Genomic DNA, 17,538 nt, shown 5'->3' with positions numbered 1-17,538 from the left:
AATGAGCGACGACAAGGCGATCTGGCCTCCGATCGACCCGATTTCGGCGGGCTTGCATGGACGCTGCCCGCGCTGCGGCGAGGGGCGGCTGTTTTCCGGCTTTCTCACCGTAGGCAAACGCTGCACCAATTGCGGTCTTGATTATTCCTATGCCGATGCCGGCGACGGGCCCGCGGTTTTCGTCATCCTGATCATCGGCTTCATCATCGTCGGCCTGGCGCTCTGGGTCGAAGTGACGCTGAGCCCGCCGCTCTGGCTGCATCTGCTGGTCTGGATCCCGCTGGCGCTGGTGCTGTGCCTGACGGCGCTCCGGCTGATCAAGGGAGTGCTGCTTACGCTGCAGTACCGCAACAAGGCGGCCGAGGGCCGGCTGGATCGCGGCGAATGACCGACATGTCCGCCAAGGGCGGTCGTTCGCGGCCAGGATCGGTATTGCTGCTTGGCATTGGCCTCGTCCTGCTCCTGATCCTGCTGGCGCTCGGCACCTGGCAGGTCCAGCGCCTGCACTGGAAGGAAGGTCTTATCCAGACCATCGACCAGCGCACCCACTCGCCGCCGCTCCCGCTGGCCGAGGTGGAGAAACAATTCGCCTCAACTGGGGACGTCGACTACACGCCGGTGACGGTGACCGGCACGTTCCTGCATTCCGGCGAGCGGCATTTCTACGCAACATGGGAAGGCGAAGCCGGCTTCAACGTCTACACGCCGCTGGCCCTCGACGATGGCCGCTTCGTCCTGATCAATCGCGGTTTCGTGCCATACGATCTGAAGGATGCCGCCAAGCGCGCCAAGGGACAGGTCGCGGGCAAGGTCACGGTCACCGGCCTCGCTCGCAATCCGCTGCCGGCAAAGCCGTCGATGATGCTTCCCGACAACGACGTGGCGAAGAACATCTTTTACTGGAAGGACCGTGACGTGATGGCGGCGAGCGCTGGCTTGCCGGCGAGCGCCAAGCTGGTGCCAATCTTCATCGACGCCGACAAGACGCCGAATCCGGGCGGTTTGCCCATCGGCGGTGTCACCATCATCGACCTGCCGAACAGCCATCTGCAATATGCTATGACCTGGTATGGGCTTGCCGCGGCACTTGCCGCCGTTCTCATCCTGCGGCTTCGCAGGCCAGCGAAAGAGGAATGAGCGCGACCGACCCGCTTGAAGGGCCATCGCCCTTGACAGGACGGGGGTAGGCACCTCATTTCGGCTCTGATCAAACGGCCCGGATTCATGCTTCAGACCACGACAAAGCCTTCTCTGACGATCCGCCTCTGCCAGCCGCGCGGTTTTTGCGCCGGCGTCGACCGTGCTATCCAGATCGTCGTGCTGGCGCTGAAGAAATATGGCGCGCCGGTCTATGTCCGCCACGAGATCGTGCACAACCGCTATGTCGTCGAGGGTCTGCAAAGCCTTGGCGCCGTCTTCATCGAGGAACTTTCCGAGATCCCGGCCGAACATCGGCAGTCGCCCGTCGTCTTTTCCGCGCATGGCGTGCCGAAGTCGGTACCGGCGGATGCCCAGGCGCGCAATTTGTTCTATCTCGACGCCACCTGTCCGCTGGTCTCCAAGGTCCACAAGCAGGCGATGCGCCACCAGCGGCTCGGCCGCCACGTGCTCCTGATCGGCCATGCCGGACACCCCGAGGTCATCGGCACGATGGGACAATTGCCGGAGGGCGCGGTAACGCTGATCGAGACCGAAGCCGATGCCGCGAGGCTTGCGCCGGCGGACCCGAAGGCGCTCGGCTTCGTCACCCAGACCACGCTATCGGTCGAGGACACGGCCGGCATCATCCGCGCGCTGCAGGACCGCTTTCCCGACCTGCAGGCGCCGGCGGCGGAATCGATCTGCTATGCCACCACGAACCGTCAGGAAGCGGTCAAGGATACCGCCGCGGGCGCCGATCTCTACCTGATCGTCGGCGCGCCCAATTCCTCCAATTCGCGGCGTCTTGTCGAAGTGGCTGAGCGTGCGGGGGCTGCGATGTCGCTTCTCGTGCAGCGCGCCGCCGAGATTCCGTGGGATGACATCGGCGACATCTCGACGCTCGGTCTGTCGGCGGGGGCATCCGCCCCGGAGATCATCGTCGACGAGATCATCGATGCGTTCCGCCAGCGCTTCGATGTCACGATCGACCTGGCCATCACGGCCACTGAAACGGAGGATTTTCCCGTCATGCGGGTACTGCGCGATGTCGAACTGACGGCGGCCGACATGGCTTTCGTCAACGGGGCGCCGTAAGGCACATGGCGGTCTACACCGACGTTGCGGAAGGCGAACTCGGCGCATTCCTGAAGCACTACCCAGTCGGCGATCTCCTGTCCTACAAGGGCATCGCGGAGGGCACCGAGAACTCGAATTTTTTGCTGCACACCTCCAGCGGCTCCTACATCCTGACGCTCTATGAAAGACGGGTCGAAAAGGCGGATCTGCCGTTTTTCCTCGGGTTGATGGGCCATCTCGCCAAAAAGGGCGTGTCCTGCCCACTGCCGGTAACCGCGCATGACGGCAGCGTCATCGGCACGCTGGCGGGCCGGCCGGCCGTCATCATCACTTTCCTCGAGGGTCTCTCGCTCCGGCGGCCGACATCGATCCACTGCGCCGAGGTCGGCAAGGCGCTGGCCGCCCTGCACCTGGCCGGAGCCGACTTTCCGATGACCCGCCCCAATGCGCTCGCCATCGACGGCTGGCGCAAGCTCTGGTCGGCAGCCCGCGACCGTGCCGACGAGGTCGAGCCGGGCCTTGCGGCCGAAGTCGACGCCGACTTCGCCGACTTCGAGCGGAATTGGCCGAAGGGTCTCCCGGAAGGCATCATCCATGCCGATCTTTTCCCGGACAATGTGTTCTTTCTCGGGGAGAAGCTCTCCGGCCTGATTGATTTTTATTTCGCTTGCAACGACCTCTACGCCTATGACGTCGCCACATGCCTGAACGCCTGGTGCTTCGAGAAGGATTTTTCCTTCAATCTCACCAAGGGCAAGGCGCTGCTTGCCGGCTACCAGGATATGCGGCCTCTGAGCAATCAGGAAAAGGCAGCACTTCCGATGCTGGCACGGGGCTCGGCGCTGCGTTTCATGCTGACCCGGCTGTATGACTGGCTGACCGTTCCCGATGGCGGGCTGGTGATGAAACGCGATCCGACCGAATACATCAGGAGAATGCGGTTTCATCGGACGATCAAATCTGCTTCGGAATATGGGCTGGCATGAGCAAACACGTTGAGATCTTCACCGATGGCGCCTGTTCGGGCAATCCTGGCCCGGGCGGCTGGGGCGCGATCCTGCGCTTCAACGGCGCCACCAAGGAACTATCGGGTGGCGAGGCCGAGACGACCAACAACCGTATGGAATTGCTTGCCGCCATCTCGGCGCTGAATGCGCTCAAGGAACCTTGCACGGTCGATCTTCACACCGACAGCAAATATGTCATGGACGGCATTTCAAAGTGGATCCATGGCTGGAAGAAGAACGGCTGGAAGACCGCCGACAAGAAGCCCGTCAAGAACGGCGAACTCTGGCAGGCGCTGGATGAAGCCAATCGGCGTCACAAGGTCACCTGGATCTGGGTCAAGGGCCATGCCGGCCATACCGAGAACGAACGCGCCGACGAACTTGCTCGTGAGGGCATGGCGCCGTTCAAGAAGGGCCCGGTCAGGCTTGTTTCTACCCCACCCAAGCCGGTCTCGCAGTCCAAACAGCCGGCGGTGGCAAAGGCGCGGCGTTCGACCCAAAGCTATTGAATTCCGGGGCGGCACCATCCCCAGGCTGGGATCTCTGTCATGCCGGGCCTGCGCTATGTGACGCATCCCCAGGTTCAGGTGGACGCCAAGATTCCGGTGCCGGAATGGGACGACGCGCGCCGAATTGTCCACGGGTGACGGCCGATCGGCAGGCCGGCACAGCCGCAGATCCTCAGCGGATCAGCAGCGCCGTACCGTAGAGTCCGAAAGCGAACACGGTGTGTGACACCAGGTTCAGCGCCCGTACCTTCATCGGGTTGGGCCGCTTCGACGCTGCCCAGCCCGCGCCCATGCCGGGCGCCAGCAGGAACCAGCCGGCGCCGACCGTGACCATGCCGAGGATGAAAGCCGGCAGGAAAGTCGGCGCGACAAGCCAGCCCGCTCCGGCCACCACGACAAGGATGATGCCGTAGACGATGCCGACAAAATAGTGAAAGGCCCAGCCCAAAGCCGATTCGTGTACATAGGGCGTCGCATCGCCAATATCGTCGTGAAAGACTTTTTCCCGTAAATGCCAGACCCAGCGGCCAACGGGGGCCCAGTTCGGCCGTGCTTGACCGAACATCTTGTAGAGAAGAAAGGCCCAGATATCCATCAGTAGCGTGGCGCCGACGCCGATCGCCACGCTACGCCAGGCGATGTCGAACGTCATGGTCAGAGCAGTTCGAGGATCTTGGCGGCGCCGGATTCATCGACGCCGGGCTTGGTCTCGACATTGAGGGCGGTGACCTTGCCGTCATCGACGATCATTGAAAACCGCTTCGACCGAAGACCCATGCCTCCGCCGGAGAAGTCGGCGTCGAGGCCGATCGCCTTGGCGAAGTCGCCATTGCCGTCGGCGAGGAACAGGATCTTGCCTTCACCGCCGGTGAAGCGCGCCCAGGCGCCCATGACATGGACGTCGTTGACCGAAACCACGGCGATCGTATCGACACCGCGCGCCAGGATGGCGTCGCGGTTCTCCAGGTAGCCGGGCAAATGATTGTTGCTGCAGGTCGGCGTGAAGGCGCCCGGCACAGCAAACAGCACGACCTTCTTTCCCGCAAAAATCTCGGCCGTCGTGATCGGCTTGGGACCGTCGGCAGTCATCGTCTTGAACGTCGTATCGGGCAGTCTGTCGCCAGCGGAAATGGTCATGAGTTCCTCGCTTGGGAGAATGGGGAAGGACGTAGCCTTGGGTAGCGAACTATGCGGTTTCCCGCAACCATCGCGGGGGCTGGATCAAGGGAAAGGCAAGAGCCCTTCGACCGCGCCTGCCGAACTCGTCAGCGTATAGTGAAGTCCGCCATCCGTGGGTGTCGTCGATGGCCGGTCGAGGATTGGCACGGTGAAGACCAGCTTGCCGTCCTTCTGGCTACGGGCCGGCGAACCGAACATGTAGTCGCGGTCTCCTGCGACGAAGAAGTCCGCCGCTTCCGGATCGCCGGGAAAGCTCGCCTCCACAACCAGCGTTTCATGGTCGCCCGGCAGCACGTTGATGCCGAAGTCGGATCTTGCCGGCGCGGGCAAGGCGGCGAAGCTCGCCTTGACCAGCTCCGCGTCCTCGGCATTGTCCGGGTCGGAGCCGGGGTCGACGGTCAGCCGCGTCTGCACAGGGATGCATATCGTCTCGCAAATGCCGAGGAAAATGTCGGCGTCGATGACGGACGGATCCTTCGCGGCCGACAGCGTGAACGTCACCGGCAGCGAGACCGGATAGTCGTAGCCCGCCCATTTGCCGTAGCCGTCGTCATGACGCTTCGGCGCCGGGAAGGAGAGGCTGGCATCGGAAATGTTGGTGCTGGCGGAGATATCGAGTTGCGGCGGCACACCCGCGTCGCCCGGGTCGCGCCAATAAGTCTTCCAGCCAGGCTTGAGCGCTATGTCGAGAACGCCCCGGATGCGGCCGGCATCGTCGGGCTTGCCGCTCGTCACCAGCCGTACCTTGCCGCCTTCGCTGTTGTACCAGGCGGACGAAGAGGCCGCGGCTGGGAGTGTGATTGCCGATCCGATAACGGCGCCGAGCAACAGGATTTTCAAGCTTTGCATGGTGATGATTTGATCGTCCGTTCATGGCCGTGCAATGATTTCATGGTCTTGCCGGTATCATATTTGCGTGACCTTTGCCGCAGGTAATGATCGGCCGGCGGCACGGGCTTGGTCGAAAACCGGCGCGGTACATCTTTTCGGCGCCCGGGAAACGCGTTACCCTCTGATTATGGACTTGTTGCGCCACAAGAAGACAGCCGCCGGCAGCGGCTTTCTCGACGATCAGTTCCTCATTGCCATGCCCGGCATGAAGGACGACCGTTTCACGCGCTCGGTCATCTACATCTGCGCCCACAGCGACGAGGGCGCGATGGGCCTGATCATCAACCAGACGCAGCAGATGCTGTTTCCGGACCTTTTGGTGCAACTTGGCATCATGAACGAGCACGAGGCGATCCGGTTGCCCGCCCGTACCCGTGATTTCGTCGTTCGCAATGGTGGGCCCGTCGACCGCAGCCGCGGCTTCGTGCTGCATACGGGCGATTACCGGGTGGAGTCTTCGCTGACCGTTTCCGACGATGTCTGCCTGACCGCGACCGTCGACATATTGCGCGCCATATCGTCGGGCCGGGGACCCCGTCACGCGCTGATGGCGCTGGGCTATTCGGGTTGGGGCGCCGGCCAGTTGGAAACCGAGATAGCCGAAAACGGCTGGCTGACCTGTCCGGCCACTCCGGAGCTTCTGTTCGATACCGACATCGAGCGCAAATACGACCGGATTCTCGCCTCGATCGGCATCGACCTCGCGCATTTGAGTGTAGCGGCCGGCCACGCCTGAGCTCCAGCGGCGTGAAAGCCAACTACGCCTGCGTCAGCGGATACTGTTCCTTCAGCGTCTTCAGCACCTGATCCCCGGGCATCGGGGCGCCGAACATGAAGCTCTGCACATATTCGCAGCCCATCTGGCGCAGCTCCAGCGCGTCGCGCTCGTCCGAAATGCCTTCGGCGACCACCGACAGGCCGAGCTCATGCGCCATGCTGACCATGGATTTGAGCAGCACGGCGCGTTTGGGCGTGCTGTCGTCCACGAAACTCTTGTCGATCTTGATCGTGTCGAAGGGAAAGCGCGTCAGATAGGCGAGCGAAGAATAGCCGGTACCGAAATCGTCCAGCGACAGGCCGATGCCGAGCTGCTTCAGCTTGGTCAGCACATGGGCAGTCTGCTCGGGATTGTCCATAACCAGCGATTCCGTGAGCTCGAGCCGGAAGCAGCGCGGCTTCAGATTGGCCCGCGCAATCACGGAGCGGACGTCGCTGACCAGGTCGCGGCGGATGAGCTGGCGGCTGGAAAGGTTGACCGAAACCGACAGCGGAGCGTCGCCGATCTGCTTTTGCCATGCCGCCAGATCCTCGGCGGCCTGCTGCATGGCGAACAGCCCAAGCTGTACGATCAGCCCGCAGCTTTCGGCGACCGGAATGAAATCCGCCGGCGGGATCATGCCGCGGCGCGGATGGTCCCAGCGCAGCAATGCCTCGAAGCCGGCGACGCTGCCATCTTCCAGCCGAACGATCGGCTGGTAGGCAAGCGTGAATTCGCGCCGTTCGATGGCACGGCGCAGGTCGGATTCGAACTGCAGCCGATCGGTGCCGACGGTGCGGAAGGCCGGGCGGAACGGTTCGATCCTGTCGCCGCCGAAGCGCTTGGCCTGATGCATGGCAAGCTCGGCGTCCTTGACCATGTCCTCGGCCGAGGTCTGCGCCGAGGTCCAGGTGATCAGCCCGATCGAGGCGGTCAGCACGATCTCGCGCTTGGCAAAGGTGATCGGGGCGTTGATGGCATGCTTGATGGCGTCCGCCACCGCCGCGATGCGGGCCGGGTCCTGCTCGGAAAGCAGCATCAAGGCGAACTGGTCGCCGGCGAAGCGTGACAGCGAGTCCTTCGGCTTCAAGAGCCGGTGCAGGCGTCGCGCGATGGTGAGCAGGATGGTGTCGCCGGCCGAGATGCCGAGCCCGTCATTGACCTGCTTGAAGCGGTCGATGTCGATGACGAAGACGGTCGGGCGCACCTTCTCTTCGGTCCGTGCGATCGAGATGATCGCCTCGAGCCGGTTCATGAACAATTCGCGATTGGGCAGGCCGGTGAGGTTGTCGTGCACCGCGTCGTGCAGCAGCCTCTCCTCGGATTTTTTCTGCTCGGTGACGTCAACCATGGTGCCGACACAGCGGATGACCTCACCGTCCGATCCGATAACCGGGCGCGCGCGCAGCGCAAACCAGTGATAGTGGCCGTCGGCGCCGCGCAACCGGAAGTTCTGCGCCACCTTGCCGCGACGGTGCTCGAGCACCACGTCGAGCGTGGTGCGGAACGTGTCGCGGTCATCGACATGCAGCACCGGCAGCCAGTTGCGGGCTGCACCCCCCAGGCTGTTGGGGGCGAGGCCGAGCTGGATGCTGACGTCGGGCTTGGTGACGACGCGGTCGCGCAGCACGTCCCAGTCCCACACCGTGTCGCCCGAGCCGGCCACCGCCAGCGCCTGCCGCTCGAGGTCGGAGAACAGACCCTGGTGCAGCGCGCCGCCGGCAAAGGCATGCTGCATGACGGTGAAGCCGATCAGCAGGATGATGAGGATCAGACCGCCGCCAAGCGCCGGCTGGGCGATGTCGTTGTCGAGCATGCCGGTTATCGCCATCCACGATCCGCATAGCCACAACAGCACCATCACCCAACTGGGCACCAGCATGATGGCACGGTCATAGCCGCGTATGCCGAGGAAGATGATCAGGCCGAGCCCGGTCAGCGCGGTGGCGGCGAAGGACAGCCTGGCGATGCCCGCGGCGACCGCCGGGTCGACGATGGCGACGCCGGCGATCAAGAGCAGCCCGAGGATCCAGACCAGCGCCCCATAGCTGAAATGGCCGTGCCATCGGTTGAGGTTGAGATAGGCGAACAGGAACACCACGAAGGTCGCCGCCAGGGCCACCTCCGTTCCCGCCCGCCACATCTGCTCGTTGCCGGGCGATATCTCGATGATCTTGTTGAGGAAGCCGAAATCGACGCAGATATAGGCAAGCACGGCCCAGGCGAGTGCCGCGGTCGCGGGGAACATGGAGGTTCCCTTGACCACGAACAGGATGGTCAGGAACAGCGCGAGAAGCCCGGCGATGCCGATGACGATGCCGCGGAACAGCGTGTAGGAATTGACTGAGTCCTTGTAGGATTCCGGGTCCCAGAGATAGACCTGCGGCAGCTTGGGCGAGGCGAGTTCGGCGATGAAGGTGATCACCGTTCCCGGGTTCAGCGTCACCCGGAAGACGTCGGCGTCGGGGCTGCTCTGGCGGTCGAGCGCAAAGCCTTCGCTGGGCGTGATGGCGGCGATACGGGTCGAGCCGAGATCCGGCCAGAAGATGCCGGAATTGACCAGTCGGAAATGCGGCGCCACGATCAGCCGATCGAGCTGCTGGTCGGTGGTGTTGGCAAGCGCGAACACGGCCCAGTCGCCGGTGGAACGGGCGTCATTGGCCTCGACCTCGATGCGTCGTACGATGCCGTCGGGCCCGGGCGCGGTCGAAACCTGGAAGTTTTCGCCCTGGTTGCGGTAGATTTCCACGGCGCCGGACAGATCGAGCGCGACATCGTCGCGAGCGATCTTGATCGGTTCGACGGCAAAGGCCGAGGACGCCGCGCACAGCGTCAGGATCGTCGCGAGGACAAAGGCGAACAGCGGCCCGTTGCGCAGGAATTTCGTCAAAAATCAGTCCTTCGTTCCAGCGCCTGGCGGATCGTCCGCGATCCGGGCGTAGAGGTAGTGGTCCTGCCAGATGCCATTGATCCTGAGGTAGGATCGCAGAAGTCCTTCGCGCCGGAATCCGGCTTTTTCAAGCACACGGATCGACCTGATATTGTCGGGAATACAGGCCGCTTCGATCCGGTGCAACCTCAGCGTATCGAAGGCGAAGCGGGTCACGACCTTGACGGCGTCGGTCATCAGGCCACGGCCGCCGAAGCGCTCGCCGATCCAGTAGCCGACATGCCCGCTTTGCGAGACCCCGTGGCGTATGTTGCCGAGCGTAATTCCGCCAGCCAACCTGCCGCTCGACTTCTCGAATATGAAGAAGGCGATCGCCGTCCCTTGCGCATAGTCCTCGCGGTAACGGCTGATGCGCAGCCGCCATGCCGCCCGGTCAAGCTCGTCCGGCGCCCAGCGCGGCTCCCATGGTTCTAGAAAGGCCCGGCTCTCGCCGCGCACCGCCGACCACTCCCGGTAGTCATTGGTGAACGGCACGCGCAGCGTCACGCGGTCGCCCTTCAGTGCCGGCAGGTCGCGGCGAAAGAAAGGGAGCGCGAACACGGCGCTTGTGCGGGCTTAGACGGCGAGCTTGCGGGCCGTGGTGGGCGTGCCCGGAAGCGAATCGAGGATCGCTTCGTATGGCGCCAGCGTACCCACAGGCCCTACAGCGGTAAGCGTCGGTTTGGTCGAGAACAGCCGTGACGACAGGTCGGTCAAACGATCGACCGTCAGCGCCGACAGCCGCTCCATCAGTTCCTCCTTGGCGATCGGCCGGCCGAACAAGAGCAGCTGTCGCGCGATCTGCGAGGCGCGGCTGGCCGGGCTTTCCGCCGACATGATCAGACCTGCGCGGTATTGCGCGCGCGCCCGGTCGAGCTCTTCCTGCAGGATGTTCTCGCCGGCCTTCTGCAATTCCTCGATGATGACGGGCACCAGTTCGGCGATGTCGCTCTGCCCGGTCGCGGCATGGACGCCGAATATGCCGGTATCGGAAAAGCCCCAGTGGAAGGCATAGACCGAATAGCACAGGCCACGCTTTTCGCGGACTTCCTGGAACAGCCTGGACGACATGCCGCCGCCGAGGATCATCGACAGCACCTGCGAGGCGTAGAAATCGCGCACATGGTAGGCGCGGCCTTCGAAGCCCAGCACGATCTGCGCGTCCATCAGGTCGCGGTCCTCGCGGAAATCGCCGCCAACATATTGCGCATATTGCGGGATGGTGTTGTCGGCCTTGGTGCGGAAGCCGCCGAGCTGCTTTTCCACTTCGCGCACGAAATTGTCGTGCTTGATGTCGCCGGCAGCCACGATCACCATGCGCTCGGCGCCGTATTGGCGCTCGATGAAATCGTGCAATTGCTTCGATGTAAAGGATTTGACGGTTTCCGGCGTGCCCAGAATCGAGCGGCCGATGGTCTGGTGGCGAAAGGCGGTCTCGGTGAACCGGTCGAACACGATGTCATCGGGCGTGTCGTGCGCGGCGCCGATTTCCTGCAGGATCACGTGCTGCTCGCGTTCGAGCTCCTGCGGATCGAATTCCGATTCCTGCAGGATGTCGGCAAGAATGTCGACGGCCAGCGGCACGTCGTCGGAGAGCACCCTGGCATAGTAGGATGTGGTCTCGACGCTGGTGGCGGCGTTGATCTCGCCGCCGACGTCCTCGATTTCCGAGGCGATCTCGAAGGCTGTTCGCCGCTTTGTGCCCTTGAACGCCATGTGCTCGAGCAGATGGGCCATGCCATGCTCTTCGTCACGTTCATTGCGGGCACCCGACTTGACCCAGGCACCCAGGGCAACCGATTCGATGCTTGGAAGGGTTTCGGTGGCGACTGTCAGGCCGTTCGACAGACGGCTTACCTCAACACCCATATGGTTCGTACTCCTTAACGCGCCGCTCGCGCACGGCGGCTGACGTAATCTTCCACCATTTTCAGGTCGGATGGAAGTACCGTGTATTTTTCCTCCGATGTCATCAACCCACCTAGCCATGCGGGCAGCGCGGGTGACACGCCGCTGGCGGCCTCGACGGCAGCCGGGAATTTTGCTGGGTGCGCAGTGCCCAGCACCACCATCGGCACGGCATTCGAAGCCTTGCCGGCCGCGACATGCACGGCTGCCGCGGTATGCGGATCAAGCAGGTAGTTGCTGGCCGCGAGCGTCGAGCGGATCGTCGCGGCGACCTCGTCCATATCTGCGCGGCCGGCATCGAATTCGGCTCGCATCCCTGCGATTTCCGTGGCTTCTATGGTGAAGGCGCCGGATTGTTTGAGCCCGGCCATGTAGCGCCGCACAGTCGCCGGGTCGCGGCCCGACGCCTCGAACAGCAGGCGCTCGAAATTCGACGACACCTGAATGTCCATGGAAGGCGAGGTGGTCGCGAACACGCCCTTGGTGCGGTATTCGCCGGTCGCGAAAGTGCGTGCCAGTATGTCGTTGTCGTTGGTGGCGATGACCAGCCGATCGATCGGCAGGCCCATTTTTTTGGCGGCGTAACCGGCAAAGATATCGCCGAAATTCCCTGTGGGCACGGTGAAGGAGACGGGGCGATCGGGCGCGCCGAGCGACAGGGCCGAGGAGAAATAATAGACGATCTGGGCCATGATGCGGGCCCAGTTGATTGAATTCACCCCCGACAGCGAGACACGGTCGCGAAAGCCGTGATCGTTGAACATGTCCTTGAGCATGCCCTGGCAATCGTCGAAATTGCCTTCGATCGCCAGGGCATGCACGTTCTCAGCCTTCGATGTCGTCATCTGCCGTTGCTGCACCGGCGACACGCGGCCATGCGGGAAGAGAATGAAGATGTCGGTGCGGCTGCGCCCGGCGAAGGCGTCTATCGCTGCTCCGCCGGTGTCGCCCGATGTGGCTCCGACGATGGTGGCATGCTGGTTGCGTTCGGCGAGCACATGGTCCATCAGCCGGGCGAGCAGCTGCATCGCGACATCCTTGAAGGCGAGCGTAGGTCCATGGAAGAGTTCGAGGATAAAAGCGTTGGGGCCGGTCTGGACCAGCGGGCAGACAGCCTCGTGGCGGAAGGTGGCATAGGCCTCCCGCACCAGACGCTCGAACACGGGAGCCGGGATTTCGTCGCCAAGAAACGGCGACAGCACGCGGATGGCCAGCTCGGGATAGGCCAAGCCGCGCATGGCGCGGATCTCGGCCATCGAGAATTGCGGCCACTGGCGCGGCACATAGAGCCCGCCGTCGCGTGCCAGGCCTGTCAGGACGGCATCGCAAAACCCAAGCGCGGGCGCCTCGCCGCGGGTACTCACATATTGCATCGTCACAATTCCGTTACTGCCTTGGGTTTTCGACCCACGCAAGGTGGTTAATTTCTACGCTGGCTCAGTCGCATTTTTGCCGCGCGGTTGATATACGTCACCAGCTTTGCGAGAGGGAAGTGCAGTTTCATGGCGTTTCATACATTCAGCGGTCGCTTTTTCGCGGGTCTTGCGCTCACCGGCTTTATGCTTGCCGCCGCCGGCTGCCAATCAGGCGACAACGGTATGCTGAACCTGGGTTTTGGCAAGAAGGACCCGACCGCGCCACCGCCGCCGCAGGACCCCAAGATTCTGGCCAGCCAGTTGAATGCCTATTGCCCGAGGGTGATGCTTCGCGACGGCACGGCATTCTTCAACACCTACGCCAACGAAGCCCGGAAGCCCAGGCCCAAGCTCAAGAAGACCGGCGACGCCGCGCAGGATGCCGCGGCCCAGGCTGCGGCCGATGCTGCCGCTGCTACTCCGCCGGACGATTCGGCGAGGGTCATTTATCAGGCCTCGATCAGCGACGTGACCCGCGATTGCAGCCGCGCCGACGGACAGCTGACGATGAAGATCGCCGTCGCCGGCAAGATCGTGCCAGGGCCGAAATTCACGCCCGGCACCATCACCATGCCGATCCGCACCGCGGTGATGCATGGCACCGAGGTGCTTTATTCGCAGATCCACCAATATCAGGTCCAGGTTACCGACCCCTCGGTCGCCACGCAGTTCGTCTTCACCGATTCCAACATCGTCGTGCCGGCGCCGACGGCGCAGGACTATCAGGCCTATGCCGGCTATGATGAAAATGCGCCGAAGGCCGCGACCGACAAATCGAAGAAAAACAGGAAGAAAGCCGCCGCGACCAACTAAATCCGCAGGGGTGCTCGTCGGGGCCTAGCGGACGCTCACACGTCCGCCGACCATTCTGATAGGGCGGCCAGCGTGCCGCTCAGATCCGCCCAGCGGCGGATCACCGTCTCGGCGCCCGCCTCCGTCAGCGCATCGGCATGGCCGGGATAGCTATGGGCGGCGCCCGTGAACCCGATGACACGCATTCCTGCCGACCTTGCGCCGGTCACGCCGTGCACGGAATCCTCGATGACGAAAGTGTTTGCCGGATGGGCGCCGAGCTTTTCGGCGGCGAACAGGAACACGTCCGGAGCCGGTTTGGTTTTTCCGGTCGGCGTCTCCATCGCGGAGAAGATGCGCCCGGCAAAGAATGGCAGCAGATGCACCTTCTCCAGCATGAATTCTATCCGCTCCGAGCGTGAGTTGGAGCAGATGCAACGTTGCGCCGTCACCGAGGCGACCGCTTCGCGCACGCCCTCGATGGCACGAACGTCGCTGCGCAGTTTCCGGTCGACCAGCTCTTCGGCGCGATCGATCAGCGAAACCTGGAACGGGATGTTGGACTTCTCCTCAACCCGCATCAGAATGTCCTTGAACGTCAGCCCCGCATAAGTCTCGGCAATCTCCTCGGCCGAGATTTCGTATCCGGACAAGGTCAGGAGCTCGGCCTCGACGCGCGCGGCGATGATTTCGGAATCGACGAGCACGCCGTCGCAATCGAAGATGACAAGGTCTGGCTGGGGCATGGTGATCCGGGCAATGAGAACGGGCAGGCTTCAGGCGGCGCGGCATACACCAACGGGCACGTCGGCGCAAACCGGCGGCGTCCGATCGCTGCCCTTCACCGAATATTTACGCTGATCGGTAACCATAACCGGGAGTCAACAGTAACGCGTGCCTTGGGTGTAAAAATGTCAGCCGTGCGTCTTGTCGACGAGCTTTCCCATGCTCCCCAGCAATCCGAATGGCTGGACACGATCCTGAAGGGCGACTGCGTCGCGGCGCTCGACCGGCTGCCCGAAAAATGCATCGACGTCATCTTCGCCGATCCACCCTACAATCTGCAGCTCGACGGCGACCTGCACCGGCCCGACCAATCCAAGGTCGATGCGGTGGACGACGACTGGGACCGGTTCGAGAGCTTCGAGGCCTACGATGCCTTCACGCGCGCCTGGCTGCTGGCCGCGCGCCGGGTGTTGAAGCCCAACGGCACCATCTGGGTCATCGGCTCCTATCACAACATCTTCCGGGTCGGCGCCAAGATGCAGGATCTCGGCTTCTGGATCCTCAACGACGTCGTCTGGCGCAAGACCAATCCGATGCCGAATTTTCGCGGTCGCCGCTTCCAGAACGCGCATGAGACGATGATCTGGGCCTCCCGCGACCAGAAGGGCAAGGGCTATACCTTCAACTACGAAGCGTTGAAGGCGTCGAACGACGACATACAGATGCGTTCCGACTGGCTGTTCCCGATCTGCACCGGTGGCGAGCGGCTGAAGAACGACAATGGCGATAAACTGCACCCGACGCAGAAGCCGGAGGCGCTGCTCGCCCGCATCATGATGGCCTCGACCAAGCCGGGCGACGTCGTGCTCGATCCCTTCTTCGGCTCCGGCACGACAGGCGCGGTGGCCAAGCGCCTTGGCAGGCATTTTGTCGGCATAGAGCGCGAGCAGGCCTATATCGACGCCGCCAATGAACGCATCGACGCGGTGCGGCCGCTCGACGGCGCGGACCTGACCGTGCTCACTGGCAAGCGCGCCGAGCCTCGCGTCGCCTTCGTCAGCCTGATCGACACCGGGCTGGTGACGCCCGGTGCTACGCTCTACGACGCCAAGAAGCGCTGGGCGGCCAAGGTTCGCGCCGATGGCACGGTGGCGATCGGCGACAGTGCCGGATCGATCCACAAAATCGGCGCCGAAGTTCAGGGCCTGGATGCCTGCAACGGCTGGACCTTCTGGCACTATGAACGCAGCGGCGGCCTGACCCCGATCGACGAACTGCGTCGCATCGCGCGTCTCGGCATGGAAAGGGCAGGGGGCTGACCCTGCCGATTGCCGCGGCTTTGGCGTTGGTTCAAAGTCTCAACGAAGTACTGGAAGCGATTCAAATCACGCCTTGATTCCGAGCCGCTCAAGGTCTGCTTGAAGTGTCTTGGCATCGGTGAACAGCACTGCCTGCCAGCCGGCCGCTTTGGCGCCGTCGACATTCTTCTGGCTGTCGTCGATGAACAGCGTCGCGGACGGTTCGAGCTCGAACGCGGCGACGTGATGGTCGTAGATGTCGCGATCCGGCTTGATCTTGCCGATCTCACCCGAAATGGTGACACCGCGCGGACGATTGAGAAAATCGAAGCGTTTGCGCGCTTCGGCCAGCGTATCGGCGGCGAAGTTGGTCAGCATGGTGACATCGTGGCCGCTGTCGATCAGGCCGACCATGATGGCGACGCTGTCGTCATAGGCATGCGGCACCATGTCGTGCCAGTGGCGGCGAAAATTGCGGATGTTATCCGCGTGATCCGGGTGGTCCGCGATCAGCAGCGTTTCCGCCTCTTCCCATGTCCGGCCGCGGTCCTGCTCGATGTTCCAGTCATGCGTGCAGACATTGTCGAAGAACCACTTTCTCTCCTCGGCATCGGGAATAAGCCGGCTGAACGGGATGTTCGGGTCGTAGTGGATCAGCACTTTGCCGATGTCGAACACGATGTGGCGGATTTCAGTCATGGGGCCTCTCTGCACTGTTCGGTGACGGCTTTTTCGTCGCGCCGGGTATCGCAGCCTCGATTGCCTTTTTCATGACAGTGGGCAGCGCTTCACCCGAAATGTCCGATGGCAGCGACCAGAAATGCCCGGCGGGCGTCTCGCCGGTGCTTCGGGCGAGGAAGATTTCGAGCTCGAGCGCAAAATGGGTGAAGACATGCGCGATCCGGCCGGCTTGTCGCCAGTCGCCGGGAAAGGGTGCGGCCGCCGCTGTGGTCGCGCCGTCCAGCCGCGCCGTCCAGCCGGTCGTCGGCACCTCGGTCATGCCGCCGAGCAGCCCTTTGTCGGCGCGTTTGCGCAGAAGAATGGCACCGTCGCTTCGCACGGCGACGAAGGCTGCGCCGCGCCGCAGCGGTTTGTCGGCCTTGGGCAGGCGCACGGGATATTGTTCAGGATCGCCTGAAACGACCGCGCTGCAGCCCTCGCGCAGCGGGCAAAGCATGCAGCGCGGTCGGCGCGGGGTACAGATCGTGGCGCCGAGGTCCATCATCGCCTGGGCGAAATCGCCGGGCCTCGTCGTGGGAACCATGCGCTCGACACGGGCGCGAATGTCGGCCTTGGCTTCGCTGAGCGGCGTGGCAATGGAGAACAGGCGGGTCACGACACGTTCGACATTGCCATCGACGACGGCAGCCGGCCGGTCGAAAGCGATCGCCGCGATCGCCGCCGAAGTATAGGCGCCGATGCCCGGCAATTCCTTCAAGCCGGCTTCCGTATCCGGAAACCGGCCGTCGCGCCCGGCCACCAGATCGGCGCAGGCCTTGAGGTTGCGGGCACGGGAATAGTAGCCGAGCCCTGCCCAGGCTTTCATCACGTCCTCGACGGGCGCCGCCGCCAGCGCCGCGACATCAGGCCATTTCTCGACAAAGGCGCGAAAATAGGCCTTCACGGCTTCAACCGTGGTCTGCTGCAGCATGACCTCCGACAGCCAGATCCGGTAAGGATCGGGCCGCACGCCACGGGCATTGTCGCGCGGGGTCACGCGCCACGGCAACTCGCGATGATGCACGTCGTACCATGCGAGCAGGCGGGATGCGGTATCGCCAGCTTTGCTGCTGTCACTAGACGCAGCTTTGCTGCTGTCACTAGACGCAGCTTTGCTGCTGTCACTAGACGCAGCTTTGCTGCTGTCACTAGACGCAGCTTTGCTGCTGTCACTAGACGCAGCTTTGCTG

At 63.2% G+C, this 17,538-nt stretch carries 19 protein-coding genes; 8 read left to right on the top strand and 11 right to left on the bottom strand.

Features of this window, described 5'->3' with window-relative positions; all coding sequences use genetic code 11:
• The first annotated feature begins 1 nt into the window (after position 1).
• From FJ973_RS25140 to rnhA, 5 genes are all read left to right on the top strand, one after another.
• Positions 2-388 carry a DUF983 domain-containing protein gene (locus FJ973_RS25140; RefSeq protein ID WP_140494962.1) on the top strand — a complete coding sequence of 129 codons (387 nt, stop codon included), beginning with the start codon at positions 2-4 and terminating at the stop codon, positions 386-388.
• Positions 385-1,137, top strand: coding sequence for an SURF1 family protein (locus tag FJ973_RS25135; protein WP_181168399.1), 753 nt, complete (start codon positions 385-387; stop codon positions 1,135-1,137). Before FJ973_RS25140 ends, FJ973_RS25135 begins: the two co-directional genes overlap by 4 nt.
• Positions 1,138-1,224: 87 nt before the next feature.
• Complete coding sequence (ispH, locus tag FJ973_RS25130; RefSeq protein WP_140558201.1) at positions 1,225-2,235, top strand: 4-hydroxy-3-methylbut-2-enyl diphosphate reductase; 1,011 nt, start codon at positions 1,225-1,227, stop codon at positions 2,233-2,235.
• Between the two features lie 5 nt (positions 2,236-2,240).
• Complete coding sequence (locus tag FJ973_RS25125; RefSeq protein WP_140558199.1) at positions 2,241-3,203, top strand: homoserine kinase; 963 nt, start codon at positions 2,241-2,243, stop codon at positions 3,201-3,203.
• Positions 3,200-3,733: a ribonuclease HI gene (gene rnhA / locus FJ973_RS25120; protein ID WP_140494956.1), complete on the top strand. Its 534-nt coding sequence runs from the start codon at positions 3,200-3,202 to the stop codon at positions 3,731-3,733. The genes FJ973_RS25125 and rnhA overlap by 4 nt, the downstream gene beginning before the upstream one ends.
• Positions 3,734-3,905: 172 nt before the next feature.
• Here rnhA and FJ973_RS25115 read toward each other — a convergent pair whose 3' ends face one another.
• The 3 genes from FJ973_RS25115 to FJ973_RS25105 form a co-directional block, all read right to left on the bottom strand.
• On the bottom strand, positions 3,906-4,385 hold the full coding sequence (locus FJ973_RS25115) for a DUF2938 domain-containing protein (protein WP_140558197.1): 480 nt from the start codon (positions 4,383-4,385) through the stop codon (positions 3,906-3,908).
• Positions 4,386-4,387: 2 nt separating this feature from the next.
• Entirely contained in the window at positions 4,388-4,870 is a 483-nt protein-coding gene (locus FJ973_RS25110; protein WP_140558196.1) for a peroxiredoxin, read from the bottom strand.
• Positions 4,871-4,954: 84 nt separating this feature from the next.
• On the bottom strand, positions 4,955-5,761 hold the full coding sequence (locus FJ973_RS25105; protein ID WP_140514836.1) for a protein-disulfide reductase DsbD domain-containing protein: 807 nt from the start codon (positions 5,759-5,761) through the stop codon (positions 4,955-4,957).
• Between the two features lie 169 nt (positions 5,762-5,930).
• Here FJ973_RS25105 and FJ973_RS25100 point away from each other — a divergent pair, with 169 nt between their 5' ends.
• Positions 5,931-6,539, top strand: a complete 609-nt coding sequence (locus FJ973_RS25100; protein ID WP_140494949.1) for a YqgE/AlgH family protein — start codon at positions 5,931-5,933, stop codon at positions 6,537-6,539.
• A 22-nt stretch (positions 6,540-6,561) separates the two neighbouring features.
• Here the strand turns inward: FJ973_RS25100 and FJ973_RS25095 are convergent, their stop codons facing one another.
• From FJ973_RS25095 to thrC, 4 genes are read right to left on the bottom strand one after another with little or no spacing between them, the layout of a single operon-like run.
• On the bottom strand, positions 6,562-9,450 hold the full coding sequence (locus tag FJ973_RS25095; RefSeq protein WP_140514838.1) for an EAL domain-containing protein: 2,889 nt from the start codon (positions 9,448-9,450) through the stop codon (positions 6,562-6,564).
• A gap of 3 nt (positions 9,451-9,453) precedes the next feature.
• A complete protein-coding gene (locus tag FJ973_RS25090; RefSeq protein ID WP_140520802.1) occupies positions 9,454-10,050 on the bottom strand; it encodes a GNAT family protein in 597 nt (198 codons plus the stop codon).
• A 15-nt stretch (positions 10,051-10,065) separates the two neighbouring features.
• Positions 10,066-11,358, bottom strand: coding sequence for a pitrilysin family protein (locus tag FJ973_RS25085; protein WP_140494943.1), 1,293 nt, complete (start codon positions 11,356-11,358; stop codon positions 10,066-10,068).
• Positions 11,359-11,372: 14 nt separating this feature from the next.
• The gene (thrC, locus tag FJ973_RS25080; RefSeq protein WP_140558194.1) at positions 11,373-12,770 is read right to left on the bottom strand and encodes a threonine synthase; all 1,398 of its coding nucleotides are present in this window, start codon (positions 12,768-12,770) and stop codon (positions 11,373-11,375) included.
• A 129-nt stretch (positions 12,771-12,899) separates the two neighbouring features.
• On the opposite strand from thrC, the gene FJ973_RS25075 reads away from it, so the two are divergent.
• Positions 12,900-13,625, top strand: a complete 726-nt coding sequence (locus FJ973_RS25075; RefSeq protein WP_140494939.1) for a hypothetical protein — start codon at positions 12,900-12,902, stop codon at positions 13,623-13,625.
• A gap of 35 nt (positions 13,626-13,660) precedes the next feature.
• On the opposite strand, the gene FJ973_RS25070 is transcribed toward FJ973_RS25075, so the two are convergent.
• Entirely contained in the window at positions 13,661-14,350 is a 690-nt protein-coding gene (locus FJ973_RS25070) for an HAD family phosphatase (RefSeq protein WP_140558193.1), read from the bottom strand.
• A 165-nt stretch (positions 14,351-14,515) separates the two neighbouring features.
• On the opposite strand from FJ973_RS25070, the gene FJ973_RS25065 reads away from it, so the two are divergent.
• Complete coding sequence (locus FJ973_RS25065) at positions 14,516-15,649, top strand: site-specific DNA-methyltransferase (protein WP_140558191.1); 1,134 nt, start codon at positions 14,516-14,518, stop codon at positions 15,647-15,649.
• Between the two features lie 66 nt (positions 15,650-15,715).
• Here the strand turns inward: FJ973_RS25065 and FJ973_RS25060 are convergent, their stop codons facing one another.
• The 3 genes from FJ973_RS25060 to FJ973_RS31175 all read right to left on the bottom strand — a co-directional run.
• Entirely contained in the window at positions 15,716-16,327 is a 612-nt protein-coding gene (locus FJ973_RS25060) for an HAD family phosphatase (RefSeq protein WP_140558189.1), read from the bottom strand.
• Positions 16,320-17,390 carry an A/G-specific adenine glycosylase gene (gene mutY / locus FJ973_RS25055; protein ID WP_140558283.1) on the bottom strand — a complete coding sequence of 357 codons (1,071 nt, stop codon included), beginning with the start codon at positions 17,388-17,390 and terminating at the stop codon, positions 16,320-16,322. The genes FJ973_RS25060 and mutY overlap by 8 nt, the downstream gene beginning before the upstream one ends.
• A partial coding sequence (locus FJ973_RS31175) for a hypothetical protein (protein WP_210240115.1) occupies positions 17,342-17,538 on the bottom strand: 197 nt, incomplete at its 5' end. The genes mutY and FJ973_RS31175, both read right to left, overlap by 49 nt.

This window comes from Mesorhizobium sp. B2-1-3 (assembly GCF_006442495.1).
GTDB lineage: Bacteria > Pseudomonadota > Alphaproteobacteria > Rhizobiales > Rhizobiaceae > Mesorhizobium.
Note: the sequence above shows the minus strand (reverse complement) of the source record. Positions and strands in the feature narration are given on the sequence as shown.

Bases quoted from the DNA above. Each gene is read 5' to 3' on its own strand.
- FJ973_RS25105 (WP_140514836.1), bottom strand. From the start codon at position 5,761: ATGCAAAGCTTGAAAATCCTGTTGCTCGGCGCCGTTATCGGATCGGCA.
- FJ973_RS25115 (WP_140558197.1), bottom strand. From the start codon at position 4,385: ATGACGTTCGACATCGCCTGGCGTAGCGTGGCGATCGGCGTCGGCGCC.
- FJ973_RS25060 (WP_140558189.1), bottom strand. From the start codon at position 16,327: ATGACTGAAATCCGCCACATCGTGTTCGACATCGGCAAAGTGCTGATC.
- ispH (WP_140558201.1), top strand. From the start codon at position 1,225: ATGCTTCAGACCACGACAAAGCCTTCTCTGACGATCCGCCTCTGCCAG.
- FJ973_RS25075 (WP_140494939.1), top strand. From the start codon at position 12,900: ATGGCGTTTCATACATTCAGCGGTCGCTTTTTCGCGGGTCTTGCGCTC.
- FJ973_RS25110 (WP_140558196.1), bottom strand. From the start codon at position 4,870: ATGACCATTTCCGCTGGCGACAGACTGCCCGATACGACGTTCAAGACG.
- FJ973_RS25135 (WP_181168399.1), top strand. From the start codon at position 385: ATGACCGACATGTCCGCCAAGGGCGGTCGTTCGCGGCCAGGATCGGTA.
- thrC (WP_140558194.1), bottom strand. From the start codon at position 12,770: ATGCAATATGTGAGTACCCGCGGCGAGGCGCCCGCGCTTGGGTTTTGC.
- FJ973_RS25085 (WP_140494943.1), bottom strand. From the start codon at position 11,358: ATGGGTGTTGAGGTAAGCCGTCTGTCGAACGGCCTGACAGTCGCCACC.
- FJ973_RS25065 (WP_140558191.1), top strand. From the start codon at position 14,516: ATGTCAGCCGTGCGTCTTGTCGACGAGCTTTCCCATGCTCCCCAGCAA.
- FJ973_RS25070 (WP_140558193.1), bottom strand. From the start codon at position 14,350: ATGCCCCAGCCAGACCTTGTCATCTTCGATTGCGACGGCGTGCTCGTC.
- rnhA (WP_140494956.1), top strand. From the start codon at position 3,200: ATGAGCAAACACGTTGAGATCTTCACCGATGGCGCCTGTTCGGGCAAT.
- FJ973_RS25100 (WP_140494949.1), top strand. From the start codon at position 5,931: ATGGACTTGTTGCGCCACAAGAAGACAGCCGCCGGCAGCGGCTTTCTC.
- FJ973_RS25140 (WP_140494962.1), top strand. From the start codon at position 2: ATGAGCGACGACAAGGCGATCTGGCCTCCGATCGACCCGATTTCGGCG.
- FJ973_RS25125 (WP_140558199.1), top strand. From the start codon at position 2,241: ATGGCGGTCTACACCGACGTTGCGGAAGGCGAACTCGGCGCATTCCTG.